The sequence below is a fragment of the Spirosoma flavus genome, assembly GCF_054778555.1.
This window is the reverse complement of sequence record NZ_BAAGZL010000001.1, coordinates 1,060,821-1,087,674: the sequence shown is the minus strand read 5'-3', so window position 1 is coordinate 1,087,674 and position 26,854 is coordinate 1,060,821. Positions and strand designations below refer to the sequence as shown.

General features: G+C 50.3%; 14 protein-coding genes. 12 read left to right on the top strand and 2 right to left on the bottom strand.

Features of this window, described 5'->3' with window-relative positions; all coding sequences use genetic code 11:
• Nucleotides 1-35: 35 nt before the first annotated feature.
• The 6 genes from ACYVF1_RS04160 to ACYVF1_RS04135 all read left to right on the top strand — a co-directional run bounded on the left by ACYVF1_RS04160 (nt 36) and on the right by ACYVF1_RS04135 (nt 18,084).
• Nucleotides 36-1,241 (top strand): NHL domain-containing protein, encoded by a 1,206-nt coding sequence (locus tag ACYVF1_RS04160; RefSeq protein WP_461075908.1) that lies wholly within the window; start codon nt 36-38, stop codon nt 1,239-1,241.
• A 37-nt stretch (nt 1,242-1,278) separates the two neighbouring features.
• Nucleotides 1,279-2,520 (top strand): NHL repeat-containing protein, encoded by a 1,242-nt coding sequence (locus ACYVF1_RS04155; RefSeq protein ID WP_461075906.1) that lies wholly within the window; start codon nt 1,279-1,281, stop codon nt 2,518-2,520.
• A 269-nt stretch (nt 2,521-2,789) separates the two neighbouring features.
• The gene (locus ACYVF1_RS04150; RefSeq protein WP_461075904.1) at nt 2,790-5,078 is read left to right on the top strand and encodes an NHL repeat-containing protein; all 2,289 of its coding nucleotides are present in this window, start codon (nt 2,790-2,792) and stop codon (nt 5,076-5,078) included.
• 628 nt (nt 5,079-5,706) lie between these two features.
• Nucleotides 5,707-15,381 (top strand): putative Ig domain-containing protein, encoded by a 9,675-nt coding sequence (locus tag ACYVF1_RS04145; protein WP_461075902.1) that lies wholly within the window; start codon nt 5,707-5,709, stop codon nt 15,379-15,381.
• 185 nt (nt 15,382-15,566) lie between these two features.
• Nucleotides 15,567-16,205, top strand: a complete 639-nt coding sequence (locus ACYVF1_RS04140; protein WP_461075900.1) for a GDSL-type esterase/lipase family protein — start codon at nt 15,567-15,569, stop codon at nt 16,203-16,205.
• A 229-nt stretch (nt 16,206-16,434) separates the two neighbouring features.
• A complete protein-coding gene (locus tag ACYVF1_RS04135) occupies nt 16,435-18,084 on the top strand; it encodes a beta-N-acetylhexosaminidase (protein ID WP_461075898.1) in 1,650 nt (549 codons plus the stop codon).
• A 48-nt stretch (nt 18,085-18,132) separates the two neighbouring features.
• Here ACYVF1_RS04135 and ACYVF1_RS04130 read toward each other — a convergent pair whose 3' ends face one another.
• Nucleotides 18,133-18,594 (bottom strand): GNAT family N-acetyltransferase, encoded by a 462-nt coding sequence (locus ACYVF1_RS04130; protein WP_461075896.1) that lies wholly within the window; start codon nt 18,592-18,594, stop codon nt 18,133-18,135.
• Between the two features lie 370 nt (nt 18,595-18,964).
• On the opposite strand from ACYVF1_RS04130, the gene ACYVF1_RS04125 reads away from it, so the two are divergent.
• The 6 genes from ACYVF1_RS04125 (at nt 18,965) to ACYVF1_RS04100 (ending at nt 26,081) form a co-directional block, all read left to right on the top strand.
• Entirely contained in the window at nt 18,965-20,827 is a 1,863-nt protein-coding gene (locus ACYVF1_RS04125; RefSeq protein WP_461075894.1) for an outer membrane protein assembly factor BamB family protein, read from the top strand.
• 204 nt (nt 20,828-21,031) lie between these two features.
• Nucleotides 21,032-22,342, top strand: a complete 1,311-nt coding sequence (ahcY, locus tag ACYVF1_RS04120) for an adenosylhomocysteinase (RefSeq protein WP_461075892.1) — start codon at nt 21,032-21,034, stop codon at nt 22,340-22,342.
• A 142-nt stretch (nt 22,343-22,484) separates the two neighbouring features.
• Nucleotides 22,485-23,063, top strand: a complete 579-nt coding sequence (locus ACYVF1_RS04115; RefSeq protein ID WP_461075890.1) for a Uma2 family endonuclease — start codon at nt 22,485-22,487, stop codon at nt 23,061-23,063.
• A 46-nt stretch (nt 23,064-23,109) separates the two neighbouring features.
• Nucleotides 23,110-24,255 (top strand): hypothetical protein, encoded by a 1,146-nt coding sequence (locus ACYVF1_RS04110; protein WP_461075888.1) that lies wholly within the window; start codon nt 23,110-23,112, stop codon nt 24,253-24,255.
• 157 nt (nt 24,256-24,412) lie between these two features.
• Complete coding sequence (locus tag ACYVF1_RS04105; protein ID WP_461075886.1) at nt 24,413-25,156, top strand: 5'-nucleotidase C-terminal domain-containing protein; 744 nt, start codon at nt 24,413-24,415, stop codon at nt 25,154-25,156.
• Nucleotides 25,134-26,081, top strand: coding sequence for a bifunctional metallophosphatase/5'-nucleotidase (locus ACYVF1_RS04100; RefSeq protein ID WP_461075884.1), 948 nt, complete (start codon nt 25,134-25,136; stop codon nt 26,079-26,081). The genes ACYVF1_RS04105 and ACYVF1_RS04100 overlap by 23 nt, the downstream gene beginning before the upstream one ends.
• A gap of 12 nt (nt 26,082-26,093) precedes the next feature.
• Here the strand turns inward: ACYVF1_RS04100 and ACYVF1_RS04095 are convergent, their stop codons facing one another.
• Nucleotides 26,094-26,681 carry a hypothetical protein gene (locus tag ACYVF1_RS04095; protein WP_461075882.1) on the bottom strand — a complete coding sequence of 196 codons (588 nt, stop codon included), beginning with the start codon at nt 26,679-26,681 and terminating at the stop codon, nt 26,094-26,096.
• Nucleotides 26,682-26,854 lie beyond the last annotated feature (173 nt).

Sequence of the window (26,854 nt, the reverse complement as noted above, 5' to 3'; positions counted from 1 at the left end):
TATCCCTGATGTTACATTCTCTTACTAATGACTTCTTGTCAAAACTATCAATCCGGTTTAGTGTATATATAGCCCTCTTTTTACTAACCTTTCCGCTTCACGCTCAAATCATTACAACGGTGGCAGGCAATGGTACGTTTGGGTATAGTGGCGATGGTGGACCGGCAACTTCGGCTAGTATGGAATACCCATACGATATCGTCGAGGATAAACAAGGGAATCTGCTTATTCTTGACGCCATTCTCTCAAATGTTCGAAAGGTATCTCCAAACGGGATTATTACGACAATTATTGGTGGTGCTGGTGTTGGCAATGGTCCCTTATTTTATCCAAGTAGTATTGCTCTGGATAATAGCGATCATATGTTTTTTGGTGAAATGGCAAGGCACCAAGTTTCTACAATAGATACAAATGGGGTACGAACGGTATTAGCGGGCAACGGCACACAAGGTTTTAGTGGCGATGGAGGTCCGGCCACGGCTGCTAGCCTGAATCTTCCATGGGGCGTAGCGATAGACAGAACTGGTAACTTATTCATCTCAGATCAGGAAAACCATCGCATCCGAAAAGTCGATACGAATGGGATTATCACGACCGTGGCCGGTACGGGTGTATCGGCGTTGAGTGGCGATGGCGGACCCGCCATTTCCGCAACCCTCAGTTTTCCCAAAGGATTAGCTTTTGACAGGCAGGGCAATTTATTCGTCGCGGATCAGGGTAATAATCGAATCCGCAAAATAAATACGAATGGTATCATTACCACTGTCAGCCCTGAACTCTATGATCCTTTTGATGTCGCCGTAGATAGCGCTGGCAACTTATTTATCGCCGAAAGATTGCATCATGTCGTCCGCATGATCGATACGAATGGAGAACTGAAACTTGTAGCGGGGAATGGCACAAGAGGTTTTGACGGAGATGGCGGCTATTCAGAAAGATCCGTGCTCGACTACCCTTTTGGTGTAGGACTAGACAGGCGTGGCAATTTACACATAGCTGTCCTAGGTAGTTCGCGGGTTCGCAAAGTCAGTGGACTCATTTTCAGTAAGCAAACAGGCATCTGGACAAATGGCACTAACTGGAACTGCCAATGTACGCCCGGAATCAACGACTCGGTAACCATCTTATCTGGTCATACCGTAACGGTACAGGAGTCTGTTCAAGCAAGAACGCTAAAGCCTTTCGGTCGAATTGTGCTCACACCAAATAGCAAGATTACCTTCCCGAGTAGAGGGTTTTAACAAGACAATCAATCATGACTGCTTAACTCAATCCCTAATGAAACATTTTATACCTGTTAACTTCTCCCTAAAGTCTTTAATCCATTTTGGGCTATTTACAATCCTGATTTTACTGACCATTCCGCTCCATGCTCAACTCATCACGACAATGGCAGGCAATGGTACATTTGGCTATGGCGGTGATGGAGGACTAGCGACCGCGGCCAGTATGGAATTTCCCACGGATATAGCCATAGATAAAAAAGGGAATGTGTTTATTGTCGATAATGCTCTTTGGAACATCCGAAAAGTAGCACCAAATGGTCTCATTACCACAGTGGTAGGGGGTAGAAATACTGGACCTTTATTTTACCCAAGTTCTATTGCCATAGATAATAATAACCAACTATTTATTACAGATAGTGAACATCATCGGATTTGTAAGCTGGATACGAATGGTGTATTAACAACTGTAGCGGGGAATGGGACGCTGGGCTTCAATGGCGACGGGGGATTGGCAACAGCCGCCAGCTTAGCGCGTCCTTGGGGAATAACAGTAGATGGACTGGGTAATATATTCATCGCCGATACTGAAAACCATCGTATTCGCAAAATAGATACGAATGGGATTATCACGACGGTGGCGGGGACGGGTGTATCGGCATTAAGTGGCGATGGCGGTCCAGCCACAGCCGCTTCCCTCAATCAACCAAGAGGAATAACTACCGATAATCAGGGGAATCTATTTATTGCCGATCAGGGAAATAATCGCATTCGCAAAATAGATACCAATGGTACGATCAAGACAGTAGCAGGGAGTACTCAACTCTACGAACCCTTTGATGTAGCCGTTGATATTGCGGGCAATTTATTTATCGCCGAAAACCAAAATAATTGTATCCGCATGATCGATCCCTCTGGTACCATGACAACGGCTATAGGTAATGGTCAGTATGCCTTCGGGGGAGATGGGGGCTATGCAGAAAAAGCCTCACTCAAAACCCCTTTTGGTGTAACCATTGACAATCGTGGTAATCTGTATGTTGCCGATATGTGGAATTATCGCGTCCGGAAAGTCACGGGGTTCATCATTAGTAAACAAGACGGAAATTGGCCAATCACCAGTACCTGGAATTGCCAGTGTTTGCCAACAATTAACGATTCCATAACCATCTTACCAGGCCATAATGTAACGGTTGGTGAAGCAGTCCAGACAAGGACACTAAAGCCTTTCGGTCGACTGACGTTTACCCCGAACGGCAAAATTTATATTCCAGCTCCGAGTGCAAACCCATTCTGAGCCGACTAAATGGATCAATCTTCATGCTGGAAGATTGCTGTCGAAGTGATTAGGTCTTCAGGTATGTCGACATGCATACCGTATTATCATTATTTAAGTTTCAATGTGACTTTTTTTACTAAATAAATTCTGAACTAGATACTGCTAAGTAATTGACCATTAGGTGGATCCACTCAAGTAAGGATTAGAATTTTCGTAGTAAACAAACGACGATTGAGCCGTTTGAAGAAGTCGGTCTACCTTATTTTTCCTGCTTTATCCTTTTGTCCATGACACAAATGCTACGTATCAATCCTACCTCTGGACGCTCGCTAAGTGCTGTCTGTCTATTTTTGTGGTTCGGCATTTCTGCTTCGGCCCAACTGATTACGACGGCAGTAGGCTCTAATTCACGGGGAGATGGTGGACCGGCTACCAATGCCAGTCTGGCTTACCCAATTGGCGTAGCGATTGATACGTTGGGGAATTTTTATATCGTCGATTCTGATAACAACCGCATTCGCAAGGTCACTACGTCGGGCACTATCACGACCGTAGCGGGCAATGGTACGCCGGGCTTCAGTGGCGATGGCGGACCGGCTACTGCCGCCAGTCTGGATAACCCCAACAGCGTAGCAGTCGATAGTCTGGGCAACCTGTATATCGCTGATTTCAACAATCACCGTATTCGCAAAGTCACTACGTCGGGCATTATCACGACCGTAGCGGGCAGTGGTACGTTCGGCTTCGGGGGTGATGGCAGGCCAGCTACCAGTGCTAAGCTTTGGTATCCCAGAGGGGTAGCCGTCGATGGAAGGGGCAATTTGTACATTGCCGATTTTTACAATTACCGCATCCGTAAAGTTGATACGTCGGGGGTCATCACAACCGTAGCAGGCAACGGTACGTTCGGCTTTGGTGGCGATGGCGGGCCAGCTACCAACGCCAGCCTGAGTTATCCTTACGGCGTATCGGTAGACCGTATTGGCAATTTATATGTGGCCGACCGGGATAATCAACGGATTCGCAAAGTCACTACGTCAGGAGTCATCACAACCGTAGCCGGAAATGGTTCGCAAGGTTTCAGCGGGGATGGCGGCCCGGCCACAGCCGCCAGTTTTTCCTACCCCACCGACGTAGTGGCCGATAGCCTGGGCAATCTTTACATTGCCGATCCCAATAATCAGCGGATTCGCAAAGTCAATACGTCGGGAATCATTACGACCGTAGCCGGAACGGGGTCGCCAAACTTCGGGGGCGATGGCGGGCCAGCTACCGCTGCTACTATGGCTTACCCCAGCGGAGTGGCTGTCGATAAACTTGGTAATTTATTCATCGCCGATCAGGGTAATAACCGGATTCGTAAAGTGAATACGTTAGGGATCATTAGCACCGTAGCGGGTAATGGAACGCTCGGTTTTGGTGGTGATGGCGGCTCGGCACCCAACGCCGATTTGTACTATCCCATCGACGTAGTGTTCGACAAAGCGGGTAATCTGTACATTGCCGATCAGGGCAACAATCGCATCCGCAAGGTCAGTACATCGGGGGTAATTACGACGGTGGCGGGTAATGGTACGTTCGGTTTTGGGGGCGATGGCGGAAATGCGATTAATGCGAATCTGGCGAACCCAACCGGCGTAGCGGTCGATGGAAGCGGAAATTTGTACATCGCCGATCAGAAAAATCATCGCATCCGCAAGGTTACTACGTCGGGCATCATTAGCACTGTAGCCGGAAACGGCACGCTCGGTTTTAGTGGCGATGGGGGGCTGGCCATCAACGCCAGTATGGATAATCCGAATGGGGTTGCTGTGAATGCCAGCGGTAGTCTATTCATTATTGACAATGGCAATCAACGCATCCGCAAAGTTACGCCAGCGGGTAGCATCACAACTGTAGCGGGCAACGGGTCGGCGGGTTTCAGTGGGGATGGTGGCCCGGCCACAGCCGCCAGCCTGAATAACCCTAGCGGCATAGCCATCGATACAGGTAACAATCTGTTTATCGCCGACCGATATAATCATCGTATCCGTAAAGTTACCCCGGCAGGTAGTATTACAACTATAGCGGGTAATGGCTCGGCGGGTTTTAGTGGTGATAGCGGCCCCGCTCTCAATGCCCGTTTAAACAATCCCAATGATGTATCCGTCGATACTAGCGGTACGTTGTACATTGCTGATTTATTAAACAATCGGATACGCTCGGTTCTAACGTCCGGTATCATTCGGACAGTGGCGGGCAGTGGAAGCTATGGTTTTTCAGGGGATGGGGGTAGTGCCCTCGGCGCCAAACTAGCGAACCCCAGCGGAGTAGCTACTGATAACTTGGGGAATATATTCGTTGCTGATTTGCTGAACAATCGTATCCGGAAAATACGAGGCACTATCGTGAGCAAACAAACGGGCAACTGGATCAACCTTACTACGTGGAATTGCAACTGCTTACCTACAAAATACGATACCGTAACCATTTCTGCAGAGCATATAGTTACCGTAAGTCAGGCGGTCCAGGCGCATTTATTGAAGCAGTTTGGCAGGCTTTTGATGACGACAAACGGACAAGTATCCTTTTATTAAAAAACGTTAACATTTATTTTACCTAAAAATACCTATTATTAAGTAAACTTATATTAACGTACAATTACGTTAATTCCCAATAAGTATACCATCTATATACATTTAATCATGTGTATCAACAAATCAAGTTACATAGGTTGAAAACAGTACCGTTAAATAACATTAAAACCTATTCAACTATATTAAACGAATACGATATTGTATTAATCATACATTTGTTCAACTCAAGAATTTAGTCAATCAACCGTTATGCACCAAATTTACTTTCCTTTTCGAATTAATCGGTTACACTGTAGCTATGTCATTTCAGCCATCAAAACCGCTGAAAATGATCCTGTCAAGTCTTCCGAAATTTACCTGACTTAACTACGTTATCCAGGTTCAATTACTCGGGTATTCCCTTCTGAATTTAAAGTTCTTTATTCTTCCCAATCTGTGGCTACGTCATGGACTGGAATAAGCTTTCGTCGGCTTTTGCGAAACGCATTTCCGTTAATTTCAATTAATACCTGTTCAATTTCAATCAATTATCTCTTAATCCATGAATGCAGCTTTACAACGCTCATTGAGGGAGATGCTATCGTTTATACGATGGCTCCTTTCTCCGACGCTGAGGGTGCCTTCAGATTTGACAGATCTGATACCCAGAGACCGTAGCGTCTATGCCCTTACGTCACCGCCCTATCGGCGGGCTTTCGCCGTACTCGCGATTCTGATCAGCTGGTTTAGCAGCCAGGAGGTACTGGCGCAGATTACCATTAACGGTGGGGGCAATTATGCCAGCATACAGTCCGCCGTGAATGCTGCTAACAATGGCGACGTCATTGCGGTGCCTGCTGGTACGTACCCACAACAAGTACTTATTACAAAATCGCTGACTATCAATGGAGCTGGCAGCGATAATACTATTGTGCAGGCACCTGGCTCCTTAGTAGCAGGTCAGGCGGATACTGATCAACGGAATATTATTGAAGTACGTGGCGCTGGTGTAACCGTAACTATAACGGGTATACGGGTTAATGGCCCTCTTACGCCGACAAACGGATGCGGTGATTTATTTTATGGCATCAATATCAATGGAGGAGCTGCACTGAATCTGAGCTCATCATCGATAACGAACATCTATCTTGACCCAATGGCATCCTTTTTTGGCTGTCAAACGGGTGTTGGTATCCGGGCGGGTTTCGACTACCTCAGCTCTCCAGGTAGCCTAACGGCAACTAACGTAACGGTTTCTACGTATCAGAAAGGTGGTATTGTTATAGATGGTGCTGGCTCAAACGGCGTCATTCAGAATTCAATCATCACAGGCGCAGGGGCGACAACAGCTCTAGCGCAGAACGGGATTCAGATTAGCCGGGGTGCAACGGGCAACGTCCAGAGTTCAACGATCACGGGGAACAATTATATTGACTTCTCAAACAGCGGGTATTCTTCGGCCGGGCTGTTGGCTTACAACAACGGAGCGATTACAGCCAACGGCAATACGTTCACAGGTAATGATGTTGGTATCGACGCGTTTGTCGACGCTGGCTCACCTAGCCCAGTGGATGCGAATAACAATACGTTCAGTAACAACGAAATTGCAAGTACGCAAGCGCCTGCACCTGCTTCGATTACGGGTTCAGGCAATACGTTCGACAAATCAGTTACAAATAATAACAAGCCAGGTACTGCGTATTCTACGATTCAGCTAGCGGTAAACGAAGCAGCTGCGGGCGATATACTCACGGCTAGCGCTGGTCTTTTCGACGAACAGGTGTTGGTCAACAAGGGCGTAACGATTGTAGGCCAGGGGGCCAGCACAACGGTCTCGTTTTCGGGCACCCCCACTGGCAAACTCACTCTCTTTGACGTATCAGCCAATAATGTTACGATTCAGAACATCCACTTTATCGTGGATCTCGCTAAACTCAGCAGTGCTATTGTTGCCACAGCTCTAGACATCGACAATATAGCGGTCAAAGACAATATCGTTGATCCGATCAACTCCCCTCCCAACCCGGCCGGTCCATTAACATATGGGCTTCGGAACGCCATCAGCATCAACTATGGTGCCTACCGCGTGGCCACTGGTGGGGTTAATTCCATTACGGCTACCGGCAACACAGTCAATGGCAATGGCCTGACAGCTTCATTCCGTTCGGGTATCGCCGTGGATGAAGGTGGTGGTACGTTCACGGGCAACACCATTCAGACCATCAGCCAGGATATTCAGGTACGTTTCGGCTCCAACGGTGATGTCAACGTTTCGAATAACAACATCCGGGGTGGAGGTATCGAACTGGCCGAGCACAATGCAGGCGCCGGTAACTTTACCGTTAGCGGGAACACCTTCGATGGTACGTTCAGCAACACCTACACCTCGCTGCTACGGCTCAAGAATAACACCGCAGCCAAGCAGACGACTGTCTCGAACAATACGTTCGCCAGTCACAACTGGGGTATCAGCCTGGAAAATTACCAGGCCGTTAATGTTACTAACAACCAGTTCACACCAGCCACGGGTTCTACAACGTATCGCCACGTTACGTTCGATACGAAAGAACTGAGCTCTTCGAGTGGTACGTTCCAGCCCGTCGTTTCGCTGACGTTGACAAGCAATACGTTCAACGGTACTACGTCACCAGGCAGTGGAACAGCTGTGATTTTCTACAACCAGGACAATGACAATCCTACGTTTGGTCCGATTGTACTGGGTATGAACAATTTCACCAGCTCACTGGGCACATTTATCGCGTTGGACGGCAATACAGGCACGGTAGGCGGCAACGGTGTGGCGAACACCCAGGCGGCTCCTTTCGCGGTGAATTTGAGTGCGACGAACGACCGCTTCGATGTCGGCAGCGGGTTGAAGCTTCCCGCAGCCATGACGCCAGCGGAGCGGACTACGCTGGAGACCAAACTGCTGCACAAGCCAGACAACGCAGCTCTGGGTTTGATCAGCACGTTCAATCCGGTGCAGAATACTACCCAAGGCACTACGTATGGCACCATCCAGGCGGCTGTTAATGCAGCTAATCCTGGTGATGTCCTGCAACTCGCGGAATATGCTTTTGATGAGCAGGTACTGGTCAACAAGGGCGTAACGATTGTAGGCCAGGGAGCCAGCACAACGGTTGCCTACTCCGGCACAGTTAGTGGCAAACCTACCCTCTTCGACGTATCGGCTGATGGGGTCACCATTCAGGGCATCCACTTTGTGGTTGATCTTGCCAGACTACGTAGCGCTATTATCGCTAGTGCCGCTGGCATCGACAATATCGCCGTTAAGGACAACATCATCGATCCTATCGGTACGCCCGCTGGGTCGTATGGCGAACGGAACGCGATCAGCATCAACTACGCGGCCTACCGCGTGGCCACTGGTGGGGTCAATTCCATTACGGCTACCGGCAACACGGTCAATGGCAATGGCCTGACGGCATCGTTCCGTTCGGGTATCGCCGTGGATGAAGGCGGTGGTACGTTCACGGGCAACACCATTCAGACCATCAGCCAGGATATTCAGGTACGTTTCGGCTCCAACGGCGATATCAACGTCTCCAACAACAACATCCGGGGTGGAGGTATCGAACTGGCCGAGCACAACGCCGGAGCAGGTAACATTATCGTTAACAGCAACGTCTTTGACGGTACGTTCAGCAACACCTATAGCTCGCTGCTACGGCTCAAGAACAACACCAACGCCAAGCTAACTACGGTATCGAGTAACACCTTTGCCAGTCACAACTGGGGTATCAGTCTGGAAAACTATCAGGCGGTGAACGTGACCAACAACCGGTTCGACCCGTTTGCTACTTCCAATTCGTATCGCCACGTTACGTTCGATACGAAAGAACTGAGTTCTTCGAGTGGTACGTTCACCCCAGTGGTTTCGCTGACCCTGACGGGTAATGCCTTCTATGCTTCCACCGTACCCAACAGCGGTACAGCCCTTGTTTTCCTGAATCAGGACAATGACAATCCGACCTTCGGGCCAATTGTGCTGGGAACGGCTGGAGCAGAGAATAACTTCAATGTTAATATAGGCACCTTCATCGCGCTGGACGGCAGCACGGGTACGGCAGGCGGCAACGGTGTGGCGAACACCCAGGCGGCTCCTTTCGCGGTGAATCTGAATGCAGCCAACAACATATTCGATGTGGGCACCGGCCCGAAACTCCCTTCAACCATGACGGCAGGGGAACGGGCTGCGCTGGAAACCAAACTGACGCACAAACCAGACAATTCCGCACTTGGTCTGATTACGTATTTCAACCCAGTGCTGAACATCACGCAGAATCAGTCGTACAGTACCATCCAGTCAGCCGTTGATGCAGCAAATTCGGGCGACGTTATTCAATTGGCGGAGGCCACTTTTGCGGAGCACGTTAACGTTACCAAACCACTGACTATTACAGGCGTAAGCCAGACCGGCTCGATCATCGACGGTACAGGGTTGGGTGCAGGAAACGGCTTTACGTTAAGCGATAACGTAGCGGGCATTAACATCCAGAATTTAACCATCAAAAATCAGGCAGGTTCGCCCAACGGTAGTGGTAATGGTATCCGTGGACAAACCAACAATAACCTGACGATTTCGGGTGTTATCTCGGCGAGCAATGCTGTGCATGGTATTATTCTGGAGACATCTGGAACGTTAACCAACGTATCGGTTACTAACTCGACACTGGCCAGCAACGGCATCGGAAATGGTGGACGCGGATTCATTATTTTCAACAACCTCAAGCAGAACATCACGGTAACTAACAACTACGTTGTGAACAATGGCCTGACGGGTATTGACATCAACGAAGGAACGGCTACGGGCGTGACGATAACGGGCAATACGTTATCGGGTAACGGCGATGCAGGGCTTTCTTTACTGGGCGCTTTGGCTAGTGGAGGTGCCAACCTGGTTTCGGGAAACACCATCTCCAACAACGGTCGCTACGGTATGGAGGTTAAATCGTCCATCGGTACCGGTGCTACGTCAGGGCCAGGAAGTCTGGTTATTGAAAGCAACAACATCAGCGGAGCCACTAACGTCGCGGGTACTCGCGACGTAGCGGGTATCGCAGTAATACGGCGGGCGGCAGCGGTGAGCGTGAACAATCAGGAAACGCCGAAGGGAGCTGTGGTTCGCAATAACAATGTATCGGGTTTTGTCCAGCCTAATACCGGCGAAGGTTTCGGTATCGTTGTTGAAGGGGTTAATTATCTGGTAACGGGCAATACGGTATCGGGTAACGATATCGGTATCCAGGAGCAGCAAACCCCTGTCAGTGGCGATCCGAACCGTAACCGTCTAACGGGCACGCCAACCGATGGCGACTCGCAATATGATGTTTCCGACTATTTTGACCGGGGTAACTCGATTTATGCATGTGGCGTAGTAAGCGGAAATACCACGACTGGTAATGCCCTTGCTGCTCGTACAGTAGGCACCGTAGGATCCCCGTTCCTTTCGCTGACAGCCAGCGGTCCGCTGAGCTGCACGGCGCCCACCGTTACGCTGGAAGCTACAGCCGGTTTCGCCAGCTATACCTTCAGCGCAGGCGCTACGCAGGCTAATGGAGTAACCAGTAATAGCGCTACTGTCGCAACGACTGGTACGTATTCGGTGACAGCGACTGCGGTTAGCGGTTGCGTATCGACCACCAACGTAACGGTAGTCGGAAGCACGACAGCAACGCCCGTTGACCTGACGGTTAGCAGCGCGATCAGTTGTTCGGCCACCAGTGTTACGTTAACAGCCACGGCAGGCTTCACTAGCTACACCTTTAGTGCAGGCGCGAATCAAGTGGGTGGCTCGACGGGTAATACTGCTACGGTCAACACCGCCGGTACGTACTCGGTAAGCGCTACCAACGCAAGCGGTTGTATCTCGACGACCACGATCACGGTTGTAGGTAGTTCGACCGCTACTCCAGTAAGTCTGACAGCGAGTGGCACGTTGAGTTGTTCGGCCACCAGCGTTACCCTGACGGCTACTGCTGGCTTTACTAGCTATACGTTTAGCACAGGAGCTGCCCAGGTAGGCGGTTCGGCCGGTAACACCGCTACCGTGAGCACCACGGGTGTTTACTCGGTGAGCGCAACGAATGCCAATGGCTGCGTATCGACCACCAACGTAACGGTAACCGGCAGCACCACCGCTACGCCTGTTGACCTGACTGCCAGTGGAACATTGAGCTGTTCAGCCACCAGTGTTACCTTAACAGCCTCAGCCGGCTTCACCAGCTATACCTTTAGCACGGGGGCAGCCCAAGTAGGTGGCTCGACGGGCAACACGGCCACGGTGAACACGGCGGGCACCTATTCGGTGACGGCCGCCAACGCGTCGGGTTGTTTATCCACTACCAACGTAACGGTAACGGGCAGCACGACCGCTACGCCCGTTAATCTAACGGTTAGCAGCGCGTTGAGTTGCTCGGCCACCAGTGTTACCTTGACAGCCACGGCTGGTTTCACTAGCTACAGCTTCAGCACTGGCGCTAGTCAAGTGGGTGGTTCGGCTGGCAATACGGCGACAGTCACCACGGCGGGTACCTATTCGGTCAGTGCCATCAACGCGTCGGGTTGTGTATCGACCACCAACGTAACGGTTGTTGGCAGCACGACTGCTACCCCGGTAAGTCTGACGGCCAGTGGTCCATTAAGCTGCTCGGCACCGAGCGTGACCTTGACCGCTACGCCAGGTTTCACTAGCTATGTCTTCAGTGCTGGGGCTGCTCAGCAAGGTGGCTCTTCAGGAAATACCGCCACGGTGAACATAGCCGGTACGTATTCGGTATCTGCGACGAATGCCAATGGTTGCGTATCGACGACCAACGTAACGGTAACCGGCAGCACGACTGCTACCCCGGTAAGCCTGACCGCCAGTGGAACATTGAGCTGTTCAGCCACCAGTGTTACCCTGACAGCCTCAGCCGGTTTCACCAGCTATACCTTTAGCACGGGGGCAGCCCAAGTAGGCGGCTCGACGGGCAACACAGCCACGGTGAACACGGCGGGCACCTATTCGGTGACGGCCGCAAATGCGTCGGGTTGTTTATCGACCACCAACGTAACGGTAACCGGCAGCACCACGGCCACGCCCGTAAGTCTGACGGCTAACGGTCCGCTGAGCTGCTCCAATACGACGGTGACCCTAACGGCAACGCCGGGCTTCACCAGCTACAGCTTTAGCGCAGGCGCAGCCCAACAGGGTGGCTCAGCTGGAAACACCGCTACGGTGAACGTAGCCGGTACGTATTCGGTAACGGCTACCAATGCAAGCGGTTGCCAATCAACCACCAACGTAACGGTTGTTGGCAGCACGACTGCTACCCCGGTAAGCCTGACGGCCAGTGGTCCATTAAGCTGCTCGGCACCGAGCGTGACCTTGACCGCTACGCCAGGTTTCACCAGCTATGTCTTCAGCGCAGGTGCTAGCCAAGTGGGTGGTTCCTCGGGTAACACCGCCACGGTTAACGCAGCCGGTACGTATTCGGTGACGGCTACCAATGCAAATGGCTGCCAGTCGACCACCAACGTAACGGTGACGGGTAGCACGACTGCATCGCCAGTTAACCTGACCGCCAGTGGTACGTTGAGCTGTTCCAATACGACGGTGACATTGACCGCTACGCCAGGCTTCACCAGCTACGTCTTCAGTGCTGGGGCTGCTCAGCAAGGTGGCTCGGCTGGTAATACAGCTACAGTGAATGCGGCTGGCACCTACTCAGTAACGGCTATCAACGCGTCAGGTTGCCAGTCCAGCACCAACGTAACGGTAACGGGCAGCACGACTGCCACGCCCGTAAGTCTGACGGCTAACGGTCCGCTGAGCTGCTCTACTACAACGGTGACCCTGACGGCCACGCCAGGCTTCACCAGCTACGTCTTCAGCCTAGGGGCCGCTCAGCAAGGTGGTTCGGGTGGTAACACGGCTACGGTGAGCGCCACCGGTGTCTATTCGGTAACCGCTACCAATTCAGATGGTTGTTCATCGGCGGCCAGCACATCGGTCACCTATCAGGATTGCCCACCTCCGGGTAGCTTCACCATTGTCAGTGTGAACATACTGAGCTGTAGCCCATCGGGACCCAACCGTCGCTACTTCAGCTTCACACCCGTCTACAGTGGCCTGAACGGTCAGCCCATCAGCTTCTCAGTGGTCAACGAACTGCCACCGACCACCCAGACAGGGCCGTATTCGTTAGATCTGTATACGGATAATCCGGTGATTACGCTCAAAGCCACCCAGCAGGGAACTCCCGGCGAAGCTACCTTCAGCTACAACTGGCTCAACGCCTGCATGGGCATGACGGCGCCCAATACACCGCCCTCAGTGGTAGCACCGATCGCGCCCCAGTCGGCCACGGTCAATCAGACCTTCAGCTATGTGATTAATCCAGGTACGTTCACCGATGCTGAAACACCCAGCAGCCTGACGTATGCGGTGACGGGTCTACCACCGGGAATTGGCTTCTTTACGCCGAATTTCATCTCGGGTACGCCATCGACCACCGTGGGTACGCCCTTCTCGGTAACGGTGACAGCTACCGATCCAGGCGGTTTATCGACCTTCACCACCTTCCAGTTGACGGTCTTGCCTGCCCCCACAACGGAGAGCTTCGGCATCACGGGTGTGAATCTGGTCAACTGTACGACCCTGAGCCCGAATCAGCGAGCCATCAGCTTTACTCCAGTTTACAGCGGTCTGACCGGTCAACCCATCAGCTTCTCGGTGGTCAACGAACTGCCCCCGACGACAGCCTCGGGTCCCTACAGCCTGACGCTGTACACGGACAATCCAGTGATTGTGCTCAAAGCCACTCAGCAGAATACGCCAGGTGAAGCCTCTTTTAGCTACAACTGGTTAGACGCCTGCAACGGTACGCCATCGACCAATACCCCGCCCACCGTGGCCAATCCGATTGGTCCACAATCAGCGACGGTCAATCAGGGCTACAGCTTCGTGATTCCGGGCAACACCTTCACCGATGCCCAGACGCCGGGCAACCTGGCTCTGTCGGTGAGCGGTCTGCCAGCCGGTCTGGGCTTCACCCCACCAGCCACCATCTCGGGTACACCGTCCACCTCGGCCGGCTCGCCCTTCTCGGTGACGGTGACCGCGACGGATCCCGGTGGCTTGTCGACCTTCACGGTCTTCAACCTGACGGTCAATCCGCAAACCTCGACCCCGCCAAGCACCTTCGCCATCACGGGAGCAACGCTGGTCAACTGTAGCTCGCTAACGCCGAACCGCCGGGCCATCAGCTTCAGCCCAGTCTATAGCGGGTTGAATGGGCAACAGATTACCTTCTCGGTGGTCAACGAACTGGCGCCAACGACGGCAGCTGGACCCTATCAGTTGAACCTGTACACGGATAATCCGGTGATTGTGCTCAAGGCCACCCAGCAAGGCACGCCGGGTGAAGCCACTTTCAACTACAACTGGTTAGACGCTTGTAACAACGTACCCTCGACCAACACGCCACCTACCGTGGCTAACCCAATTGGGCCACAGTCGGCGACGATCAACGTGAGTTACAACTTCAACATTCCGGCTAACACGTTCAATGATGCTGAAACGCCGGGCAGTCTGGCTCTGTCGGTGAGTGGACTACCAGCTGGTCTGAGCTTCAATCCGCCAGCCAACATCTCGGGTACGCCTTCGGTGTCGATGGCTGCGCCTTACTCGGTGACGGTGACGGCGACAGATCCCGGTGGCTTATCGACCTTCACGGTCTTCAACCTGACGGTCAATCCGAACACGAGCACGACGGCTTTTGCCATCACGGGGGCCACGCTGCTGAACTGCACCAGCCTGAGCGCGAACCGCAAGTCGATCAGCTTCAACCCCGTCTATCAGGGCGCCACGGGTCAGGCCATCAGCTTCTCGGTGGTCAACGAATTGACGCCCACGACGAATCCTGGTCCTTACCAACTGAGTCTGTACACGGACAATCCGGTGATTGTTCTGAAGGCGGTTCAGGCGGGTACGCCTGGGGAAGCGACGTACAGCTACAACTGGCTGGCGGCCTGCAACGCCATGGCGCGGGTGGGTGCGCCTGAAACCTCGCTTGAAGTGGTGGTGCTGGGCAACCCGGTGATTGGTGAAAGCGTGGAAGTGGGTGTGAAAGGAGCCGCCGGCAGTGCGCTGCGTCTACGGGTGGTGAATGCACAGGGCCACCCGGTTCACGAGCAGACGATTGATCAAGCGGGTAGTGACGAACGCATTCGGGTGCATGTGGGTCAGACCAGCGGTATCTATCTGTTGGATGTCAGTATTCCAGGCCAGCGGCAAACGATTAAGTTAGTCAAGCCGTAGGCAGCGGATTAAATTAGTCAGAACCGGGATTTAGCTGATTGAAGGATTAACACGATTTTGTCAATAAGCGCTTCTTTGAAGCGAGAAAACAAAATCCTAAAAATCCTTCAATCAGTTAAATCCCGGTTCTGCTTTATATGAGTTTAAGCCAGTCATTGCCTTTTATCTAAAAACAACTCACTCTTATGTTACGCTACGTATTACTGTTCCTGTTGCCCATTTTTGCCTTTGCTCAGGAGAACAAATTTGAAGCTGAAATTCAGGCGTTTGAAAAAGCCGACAAAACATCTCCTCCACCCCAGCGACCTATTCTGTTTACTGGCAGTTCGTCTATCCGGCTCTGGGATAACCTGGCTAATTATTTCCCGAACAAAACTGTCTTGAATCGTGGATTCGGTGGATCAACGCTGAACGATGTTATTCATTACGCCGATCGAAATATTATTGCTTATGCCCCCAAACAGATCGTTTTATATGCCGGTGAAAATGACGCAGCTGCAGGCGCAACGGGTCAGCAGATCTATGATCGCTTCGTCACCCTTTTTCTGAACGTTCGGAAGAAATTGCCTGACGCTACGTTCACGTTTATCTCTATAAAACCCAGTCCCTCGCGACGGAAATATTTCTCGGAAATTGACGCGGGCAATACGTTGATTCAGCAGTTTCTGGCCAAGCAGAAAAAAACGCAATTCGTTGATATTCGGCCCGTCATGCTTCTAAAAAATGGCCAGCCTGTTCCTGAATTATTTAAGTCCGATAGCCTACACATGCTCCCGGCCGGCTATGAACGTTGGGCCAAAGTGCTGGGGCCGTATTTACAGTAACGATTCTGAAAAAATATTGAAATTGTGCAAACGTTTTCGCACTCAATGTCTCAAATCAGAATGTAGGGCTATTTTGCCTGTATAGCCGTGTTTTGTCTTCAATTCAGCTCAAACGTGGGTCAATAAAAATAGATAGAGAACGGCTTTGGTTTTCCACATGCTTTGTTTTGACGCTCTCCCGATTCGAACATCCCGTAGTTTTGTAGGGTAAATCCGATAACTCTTTGCCATGAAAAAACTGCTTGTCTGCTTAGTCGTATTTGGGCTGACGATAAAGGCGTTACGTGCTCAGACCAGTACGTATGCTATAATGCCGAAACCCACAAACCTGGAAACACGTAGTGGGCAGTACGTATTACCTGGTAAACCAACTATTAACGTAGCAGCAACCGATCCGGAAGTACGTCGGATTGCGCAGGTTCTGGCCGACCAGTTGGGGAAATCAATCGGTACGTTGCCGACTGTCACTACGGGCAAGTCGTCGAAAGGTATTTCGTTTGTGCCGGCCAGTGGCGGAAAATTGGGAGAGGAAGGTTATACACTGACCGTTTCGCCCAAACAAATCGTGATTTCGGCCGAAAAACCGCAGGGCTATTTTTACGCCGTACAAACGCTGATGCAATTGATGCCGGCAGCCGTTTTTAGCCCGACGAAAGTGGATGGCGTTACGTGGACGGTGCCGGCCGTTGCCATTGAAGATCGTCCTCGCTACGGATATCGTGGGTCAATGCTTGACGCTGGTCGCCAGTTTTATCCAGTGGCGTTCATCAAAAAATACATCGACCTGCTGGCCCTTCACAAAATGAACGTGTTTCACTGGCATTTGACTGAGGATCAGGGGTGGCGCATCGAAATCAAGAAATACCCTAAATTAACCCAAGAAGCGTCCATTCGTCAATCAACGATGGTGGGGCATTATCGTGATCGCAAATACGACGACAAACCATACGGCGGTTTTTATACGCAGAATGATATTCGCGACGTAGTGAAATATGCCCAGGATCGTTTCATTACGGTGATTCCCGAAATTGAAATGCCGGGGCATTCGGTGGCGGTGTTATCGGTCTATCCGGAGTTAGGCGCCAATCCCGATCAGGTTATGCCGGTTTCAGGCACTTGGGGCGTGCATGATCACGTACTGTTTCCGCGCGAAGAAACCTTCACGTTTCTGGAGAACGTACTGACCGAAGTAATGGACTTGTTTCCAAGCAAATACATTCATATTGGTGGAGATGAATGCCCGAAAAAAGAATGGAAACAAAGCAAATTCTGTCAGGAGTTGATGAAGAAAGAAGGACTGAAAGACGAGCACGAACTTCAGAGTTATTTCATCCGGCGTATCGACAAATTCGTTACGTCGAAAGGACGACGTATCATTGGCTGGGACGAAATTCTGGAAGGCGGTCTTTCGCCGAATGCTACCGTAATGAGCTGGCGCGGCATCAGTGGAGGTATTGCGGCCGCCCGGCAGAACCACGACGTAGTGATGAGCCCCACTACGTATTGCTACCTCGATTATTACCAGGCTGATCCTAAAACGCAACCCGTTGCTATCGGGGGGTTGCTGCCACTGGATAAAGTTTACAGCTTCAATCCGTCGGTGACAGATAGTTTAACCGCTGACCAAGCTAAACACGTACTGGGCGTTCAGGCCAACGTCTGGTCGGAGTATATGCCAACGACACACTACGTTGAATACATGGCATTTCCCCGCCTGATTGCCGTTGCCGAAACCGCCTGGACGCCGATGGAAAGCAAGAATCTGGACGATTTCAAGCAACGTTTGGCTGTTCACAATAAACGCTTAGATTATCTGAAAGTCAACTACTTTGAGGCTCCGATTAACAATACGTTTGAGTACGTCATGCCGAAAAAGTAACGCGGACATGCTGTCCGAAGGTAAATACTTGCGGACAGCATGTCCGCGTTACAGGCTCATTTCCATACGAATATCAGCGCGGGCATAGGGCGTTGGTACGCTCGGCACCTCGCGAAAACCAACGCTGGCGTACATAGTCAGGGCGGGCGTTAGTCGGCGATTCGATTCGAGCCAAAGGGTTTTTACACCAATTTCACGTGCGTAGTCGATGGCGGCTACGCACAATTTTTTTCCGATACCCTTGCCCCTCGCTTCGGGCGAAACGGCCATTTTGGCGAGTTCAAAACCACTTTCGCCCATGTTTACAATCGCTACGCAACCGAGAATGGTGTCCCCTTCTTTGGCGAAAAAAATCTGGCCCTTGTTGGGAAGAATATATTTTTCAGGCTCATCCAGTTGTTCGAGATCGTGTTTTTCGACCGTGAAATAATGTGAAATCCACTCAACATTCAGGCGTTTGAAATCGGGTTGGTAGGCAGGATCGTAAGGAATGATAGAAATTTCGTTCATGGTAATTGTTTTCGTAGCATAGCTTCTCTATCTAAATTAACGGAGGGTTATCCTATGGCGTTCCCAAGTTGGAGCGGGGAATTTGGAAAATGTGTGCGTTACTTTGCAGCCAGAACGCTGGAAGAAATTGATTGCACGTAGTTTTCGTCGCATAGCGACCTAAGGTCTGTATAATAAAATCGTGTGATAGAACTTTCCGTCGCGTAGCGACCTAACTACCAGACTAATTGGTTTGGTCGCTACGCGACGTGAGCTTAGAGATATTTCTGACTACAAACATTAGGTCGCTATGCGACGAAGATCATACGCGAACAACTTCTAAAACCTGAAATCATACACCTAATCTGGTGATCAAGCCATTCTCAACGACATGTCCAAATTCATTACGTTTCTTCTCCTGCTGATCGTGTGCCACGTAGCACTGGCGCAACCCATCCGGTTTGCTTTCGTGACTGATACCCACGTAGGCGCCCCCGAAACAGCCGCCGAAGATCTGCAACGTACCGTCAACGATATCAACGCTTTACCCAACATCGACTTCATTATTTTCACCGGCGACGTAACGGATTTCGGTTCCGATGCTGAGTTTGCGCAGGCAAAAAAAATCATGGATGGGCTTACCCGAAAATGGTACGTCTTCCCCGGAAATCACGATACGAAATGGTCTGAAAACGGTTGCAATAGCTTTCGAAAAGTATTTGGTGCTGAACATTTTGCCTTCGATTTTGGGAAATATCGGTTCATCGGCTGCGGCAGCGGTCCTAACATGCGCATGTCGCCGGGGCTGGTGAGTCGCGAAGACGTACTGTGGCTACGTAGTGAAGTCGAAAAACTGAAAGGCTCCGACAAACCAGTTATTTTTCTGAACCACTACCCACTCGATAACTCGCTGGCAAACTGGAATTTAATCATCGACGAAATCAAAAAAACGAACGTACAGGCGGCTTTCTGCGGGCACGGTCATGCCAATAAAGCGATGGATTTCGAAGGCATTCCAGGCACGATGGGCCGTTCGAATCTGCGGGCCAAAGATGCGGTTGGTGGTTATAATCTCGTCACGATTCAAAATGACACGTTGTCGTTTGCAGTACGTACGCCCACTGTTGGCGATGCGCCCGGTCAGACGGCCGCTCCCTGGCGTGTAATTCCGCTGGTGAATCACCACTTCGCCCAGTCGAACGCTACGTATGAACGTCCCTCCTACCAGGTTAATCAGCAGTACGCCAACGTGAAAGCCGTCTGGGAAAAACAGGACAGCAGCGACATCGGCGCGGGGATCATTGCCGACAAAGAAATGGCGTTTTATCCCAACACAAACGGGCAGGTTGTGGCTCTTTCACTGACCGACGGTTCTGTAAAATGGCGCTTCCCGACAGGTGGAAAAATTTATTCGACGCCAGCCATGCAGAAAAATCGGATCGTCGTCGCATCGACCGATGGAACCATTTATTGTCTGGACAAACGTAGCGGCAAACCATTGTGGAACGTAGCAACCGGAAAACCGATTGTGGCCTGCCCGCTCATCGATGGAAAAACGGTATACATTGGTAGTTCGGAAGGGAAATTCCGGGCGTTGTCGCTGAAAAATGGTACTGAACAGTGGATCTCCGACGGTATAAAAGGATTTATCGAATCAGTACCGATTGCCGATAAAAGACGGGTTTATATTGGTTCCTGGGGGTCGTCGCTTTACGCGTTCAATAAAAAAACTGGCCAACTCGACTGGACCTGGACCAATGGCAAAGGCCGCAATTTCTCACCCGCAGCGGGCGTACCCGTTCTGACCGACGGCCGTATTTTTCTGCAAACACCCGACCGAACCGTAACCGCACTTGACGCCGAGACGGGGAAAGAAATCTGGAAAACAAATGAGCATAAAGGCTTCGAATCCAGCGGATTATCAGAAGACAAATCCCTGTTCTATGTAAAATGCATGAACGATACGTTGTGGGCTTTATCAACTCGTGCCGACCAGCCGAAGCCCGAATGGTACGTTAACTGTAAGTTCGGATACGAGATTAGTCCGTCGCCCATCACGGAGCGAAATGGCAAGATATTTGTTCCAACTGACGATGGTGTTGTCTTTGCCGTTTATCGGCCTAAACGTCAAGTCATTTGGGCGCACAAACTATCGAACGCGATGGTTAACCGGATCTGCGTACTAAACGACCACGACGTTTTGGTAACGACGATGGATGGTAAAGTCGCCCGATTGCAGGCAGCCGAAAACTGATTATTAACGTAGTACGGAAAATCATTTAAAACAGATTAGCCGAAGCTTACTACGTGCTACGTAGCAGTGTTCAATTACGAAAGTATTTCCGTTCGGGTAGGGATTCTGCATCTTTGCCCTTATTTTTGCACTTTACTAAGAAATCAACCGTGAAGCGAGTGGCCGATACTACGTGCAAATGGAGCTTCACTTGTCTTAAACACTATGCAAACGTCAACCTACGTCCCCTACAAGGTTAAGGACATCGCGCTGGCCGAATGGGGCCGCAAGGAAATTCGTCTGGCTGAGGCCGAAATGCCAGGCCTTATGGCGCTTCGGGCTGAATATGGCCCCTCGAAACCACTCCAGGGCGCCCGCATTGCCGGGTGCCTGCACATGACCATCCAGACCGCCGTTCTGATTGAAACGCTGGTTGAACTGGGTGCTGATGTGACCTGGTCGTCTTGTAACATTTTCTCGACGCAGGATCACGCTGCTGCGGCAATCGCTGCGGCTGGCATTCCGGTGTATGCTTGGAAAGGGATGAACGAAGAAGAGTTCAACTGGTGCATCGAGCAAACGCTGTTTTTCGGCGAAGATCGCCAGCCATTGAACATGATTCTCGATGATGGTGGCGACCTGACCAACATGGTTTTCGACGTTTATCCTGAACTGATTCAGGGCATTAAAGGCCTATCGGAAGAAACCACTACGGGTGTTCACCGCCTGTATGAGCGGATGAAAAACGGTACGTTGCACCTCCCATCTATCAACGTAAATGACTCGGTAACAAAGTCGAAATTTGACAACAAATACGGTTGCCGCGAATCGCTGGTCGACGCTATCCGTCGGGCAACTGATTTGATGCTGGCTGGTAAAGTGGCCGTTGTAGCTGGTTACGGCGACGTAGGTAAAGGCTCGGCTGAGTCGCTACGTGGCGCTGGCTGCCGCGTACTGGTAACCGAAATTGACCCAATCTGCGCGCTGCAAGCGGCTATGGATGGTTACGAAGTTGTTACGATGGACGAAGCCGCTACGCGTGCTCAGATTTTCGTAACCGCAACGGGTAACGTCAATATCATCAAAGGTCGTCATTTCAAAGCCATGAAAGATAAGGCCGTTGTCTGCAACATTGGTCACTTCGACAATGAAATTGATATGGCCTGGTTGAACGAAAATTACGGCCACGCCAAGAGCCAGATCAAACCACAGGTTGACATGTACGAAATTGATGGCAAAGAAATCATCGTACTGGCCGAAGGTCGTCTGGTGAACCTAGGCTGTGCCATGGGTCACCCCAGCTTTGTGATGTCGTGCTCGTTCTCGAACCAGACGCTGGCACAACTCGAACTTTGGGCGAATTCTGACAAGTACGAAAACAAAGTATACGTACTGCCGAAAAAACTTGATGAGAAAGTGGCTGCCCTTCACCTGGCCCACGTTGGCGCAAAACTGGAGCCGCTGGAACAGGAACAAGCTGATTACATCGGCGTAACGGTTGACGGTCCATTTAAGTCGGAAATGTATCGGTACTAAGCCGTTAAACGAGTAAGGCAGAGGGGAGAAAGGAAGAAAAGAGCTATGTGCCCCTTTTCCTTTCTCCCCTCTGCCTTTTTAGAAAACTGCGATTTTTTCAGGGAAAAATTGTTACTATTGACACAAGGTAACGACTAATACGATGATGTTTCCCCTCAATCCTACCCTACGCCGGGATGAACGCCTGACCGATGATGAGTTTTACGCTTTTTGTCAGGCCAATCCTACGCTCCGCATCGAACGCGAAGCCAACGGCCAGATTATTTTTGAAATGCCTTCAAATACAAAAACTGGAATAAGAAACGCGGATTTAATTATTGAAATTGGTCTTTGGAATCGTAAAGCAAAGTTGGGTTTAGTAGCCGATTCAAGCGCAGGTTTTACCCTCCCCGATACCTCAGTTCGTGCGCCAGATGTATCCTGGATTAGTCAGAAACGCTGGAGTAGTCTTTCCGAAAATGAGCAGGATAAATTCGCCAAAATCTGTCCTGATTTTGTGATTGAACTGATGAGTGATTCGGATGAAAAATATACGCTGCCTGCCAAAATGGAAAAATATCTGCAAAATGGTGTTCAACTTGGCTGGGTTATTGATCCGTTTAATCAACAAACCACCATTTACCGGCCTGATACGGAATCGGTCACAAAACCTTTTTCCGTAACGCTGTCAGGCGAGGGTATTCTGCCCGGATTCGAATTAAGGTTAAGTGACTTGTTATAAATAACTTAACTGCTATTTTTACACTCCATATTTAGCGATACCTGCTATGGCACGTTTACTCCTCGTACTGCTTTTGTTGCCCTTGCTCGGCTCGGCCCAGGCAACAATTGATACGTTACACTGGAGTGCAACACGGCGGCTTCAACTTTCCGATTTTCGTTCGCCTACACAACCGGGCCTGGGTGGTTCCGAATTTTATTATCAGATTGGTTATGAAGCCCGTACACTTTCTACTTGGGGCGCGCCTGCTATTGAGTCGTTCTGTTTAATGTTCCGCAATCTGTCGTGGGTTTCCGAAACAGCTCGTCATGAGCGAACGCTGGCTTACAATCAAGTTCTGTTCGATTTGGTCGAAGTGCATACGCGACAGATGAAAGCTAAACTGGTGGCGCTGGGAGCCGACCGACGATTTAAACAGCAGGCGAAGCAGATTGAATACATGACCAACACGGAGTTGGGTGGTGAAGTGAATCGGTTTCGGGCCGAAACGGGCGGGGGTGACGACGTAACGGAATTAAAACGTTGGCAACAGCAGGTTGTGCAGCGGCTCTACGATACGCCCGATCTGGTCACTACGTATCACACCTCAAAAGTTGGCTATGGTTTCTTTTTTGGTGGCGGGCTGATGCAGCCAATAGGCCCTATCTCTCAAGTCTTTACACCCTCGGGGGGCGTTGTGTTTGGCATCGACGTAGCACTTCGACGAACTATCTTCATGCTGCACCCGACTCTTTATAACGGCACAATTCGTGCAGGTTTTGATTATCAGAATCATACCTGGGAGAGCGGTATGTCGGTTACACCAATGATGTTCGAAGCGGGAATCGGGCAAATTGTAAGCGATTCACCCCGGCTCCGCGTTATTCCTTACCTCGGCTACCGATTACTCGCGCTGGCACCTACTGATCGCAAAGACGAACGATACAAAGGTTTCTCGCTTACCGATTACGCCCCCACCGGCGGCCTCGTTCTCGACATAAAATTAGGCGACAACACGCCTAAATTTGACCGGGCAGAGTCCAGTTTCTGGTTCATACGTACCAAATTGTCATACAGTCCGATGCTCGATACCAAGCCCTTTGCGGGTGGTTTCATCAATTTGCAAATTGGTTTCGGTGGTTTTGGACGTGTTCGGCGGGTTGGGTATCGACCAGAGCCCACGACGATTACGTTGCCCGATGGCCAGATTTAACACATTTGTGCTACGTCGGAATCTCTTCCAAGTGTATTAAATTTCATTAACAAGCCGTTCCTACGGGCTTATCTCCTTATTTTTGGGGAGGTTGTTAACATTTTCTCTTCTTTTTTTGGTGCACGATTACGTAACGTTTCCGAACTTACCGATACGTATGAAGAAATCGTTTTTGTTTCTGGCTTTAATCGGCCTTTGGGCCTGCGGTCCAGGCGGCTACCATCTGGCCTCACGTAAGGCGAATCGCATTGGTGTTGATTCGTTATCGGCCTCAACTGACAGCAGCGTTGCCCGTTTCCTACAGCCTTACCGGGAGAAACTCGATAAAACTATGAACGAGGTTCTGGCTCAATCGACCGGATCTATCGAGAAAGGGCTGCCTGATGCGCCTTTGAATGACATCCTCACCGATGCGATGCTCAAACAGGCTACTCAACGCTACGGCAAACCGATTGATTGTTCTCATCTGAATTACGGTGGTATTCGAACTAATTTACCGAAAGGCAATATTACCATCGGTTCAGTTTTTGAAGTCATGCCATTTGATAATCAATTAGTTGTATTGACCGTTACGGGCGATATGCTTCAGAAAATGCTCAATCATTTTGTGCAGGGTAGCGGATTGGTTGTTGGTGGCATACGGGCAAAAGTTCACGATAAGCAGGTGCAATCTGTTACGTTTACCAATGGGCGCACGCTTCAGCCAAACGAGAATTATACTGTATTGATGAGCGACTACGTAGCGAATGGTGGCGACGATGCGGGCTTTCTGAAAAACCCCATTAAGCGAGAAGACATCAATTATTTGGTGCGCGACGCACTTATCGATTATTTCAAAGAACAAGGCAAAACAGGCCAACCTATAAATCCAACTTCCGATGGACGTATCAGCATCGAATAGACGTCAGTTTCTGAAACTGCTTGGCACTGCCGCCGTTATTGGCTCGGTAGCCCCCGACGTATTGGCCCATGCTGGACGTAGTATTGGGCGAAAAGCTACGTCGCTGACCATTCTGCACACAAACGATGTACACAGCCGACTCGATCCGTTCCCGATGGATGGCAGTCGGAATGCGGGCAAAGGTGGAGTGGCTCGTCGTGCTACGTTAATTCGTAAGATTCGCCAGGAACAACCTAACGTATTACTGTTCGATGCGGGCGACATTTTTCAGGGAACACCCTATTTCAATCTCTACAAAGGTGAGCCCGAAATTCTGGCGATGAACCAGCTTGGCTACGATGCGGGTACCATCGGCAACCACGATTTCGATGGTGGACTCGACAATATGGTGACGCAATTTGGTAAGGCTAGTTTTCCAATCCTGATCGCCAACTACGATTTTAAAAATACAGCCATGGATGGCCGCTCAAAGCCCTACAAGGTGTTCGAGAAAGATGGCATTCGGGTGGGAGTATTTGGCCTGGGTATCAAGCCAGAAGGACTCATTCCGAAAAGTGCTTATCTGGAAACAGAATACCTCGATCCCGTTGAAATCGCCAATGATACAGCCGCTCAATTACGGGCTAAAGAAAAGTGTGACTATGTTATCTGCCTCTCTCACTTAGGCTTTAAATACAACGATTCAACCGTTTCGGATAACGTATTGGCCGCTCAGACACGTAACATCGACCTGATTATTGGTGGTCATACACATACCTTTCTGGATGCACCCGTAGCCGTTAATAATCGGGATGGACAACCCGTCTGGATCAATCAGGTTGGGTTTGCGGGTATCAATCTGGGACGTATTGACCTGACGTTTGAACCGGGGAAAGCCGTTTCCAGTACCGGTCAGTCGATTGAAGTGAACCGTGCTACGTCGTAAAAAGTCATTATTTTATACTAGCGTTACAGAATCTAGAGCCCCTCGTTGGGGCTCTTCGCTTGTCAATACTACCAGTGCCAGCAGTGTCCAGGCCAGTGCTGTGTAAACATTTGACAGATGAAATCCTACCTTTTCAGGTAGCAGAAAACAGATTGCTGTAAGCGGGAGCCATAATCCACAGGCTAAAGGAACGTAGCGTTTCCAGCCTGGTAACTGACGCCCGCGTATGACGGCGATACCCATTCCTAGCATCGCTACGTTGCTGATTGGCCAAAACATATCCAGCGCATGATAAAGCCAGGTGTTGTGGTTAGGCAAAATCATTTCGTATACATTCCAGAGATCGGCTAATCCGAGTGTAATCAACATGATTTTAGGCATAATCTGCCCGAACCGATCCGAGCTGGTTGCGTTAAGTTGACGTAGCGCTATGATGCTGCAAAGCCAGCCTGATATGTAGAGCAGATCGAAAAACCCGCTAAGTGAATTAGTGGTATAAACCGGTGGCTGACCGCTCTGATGTTGAACATGCAGATACGTATTAATGGCCAGAAACGGCGCGCCGATTAAGGCAATGATTCCGAGTAATTTATTGTTCATTAGTTGTAGTTGATTTGCACGGTTTCATCTAATAAAGACCTGACAAAACAACCCACTTCATAACCCAATTGAAACCAGATGCTGACTCAGTTGCAGAAGACAGCTCGTGAATCGTGAATCTGGCGTTTGAATCGTTACCTTTGTATTCCCTTTTGCTATCTCTTATTTATCTG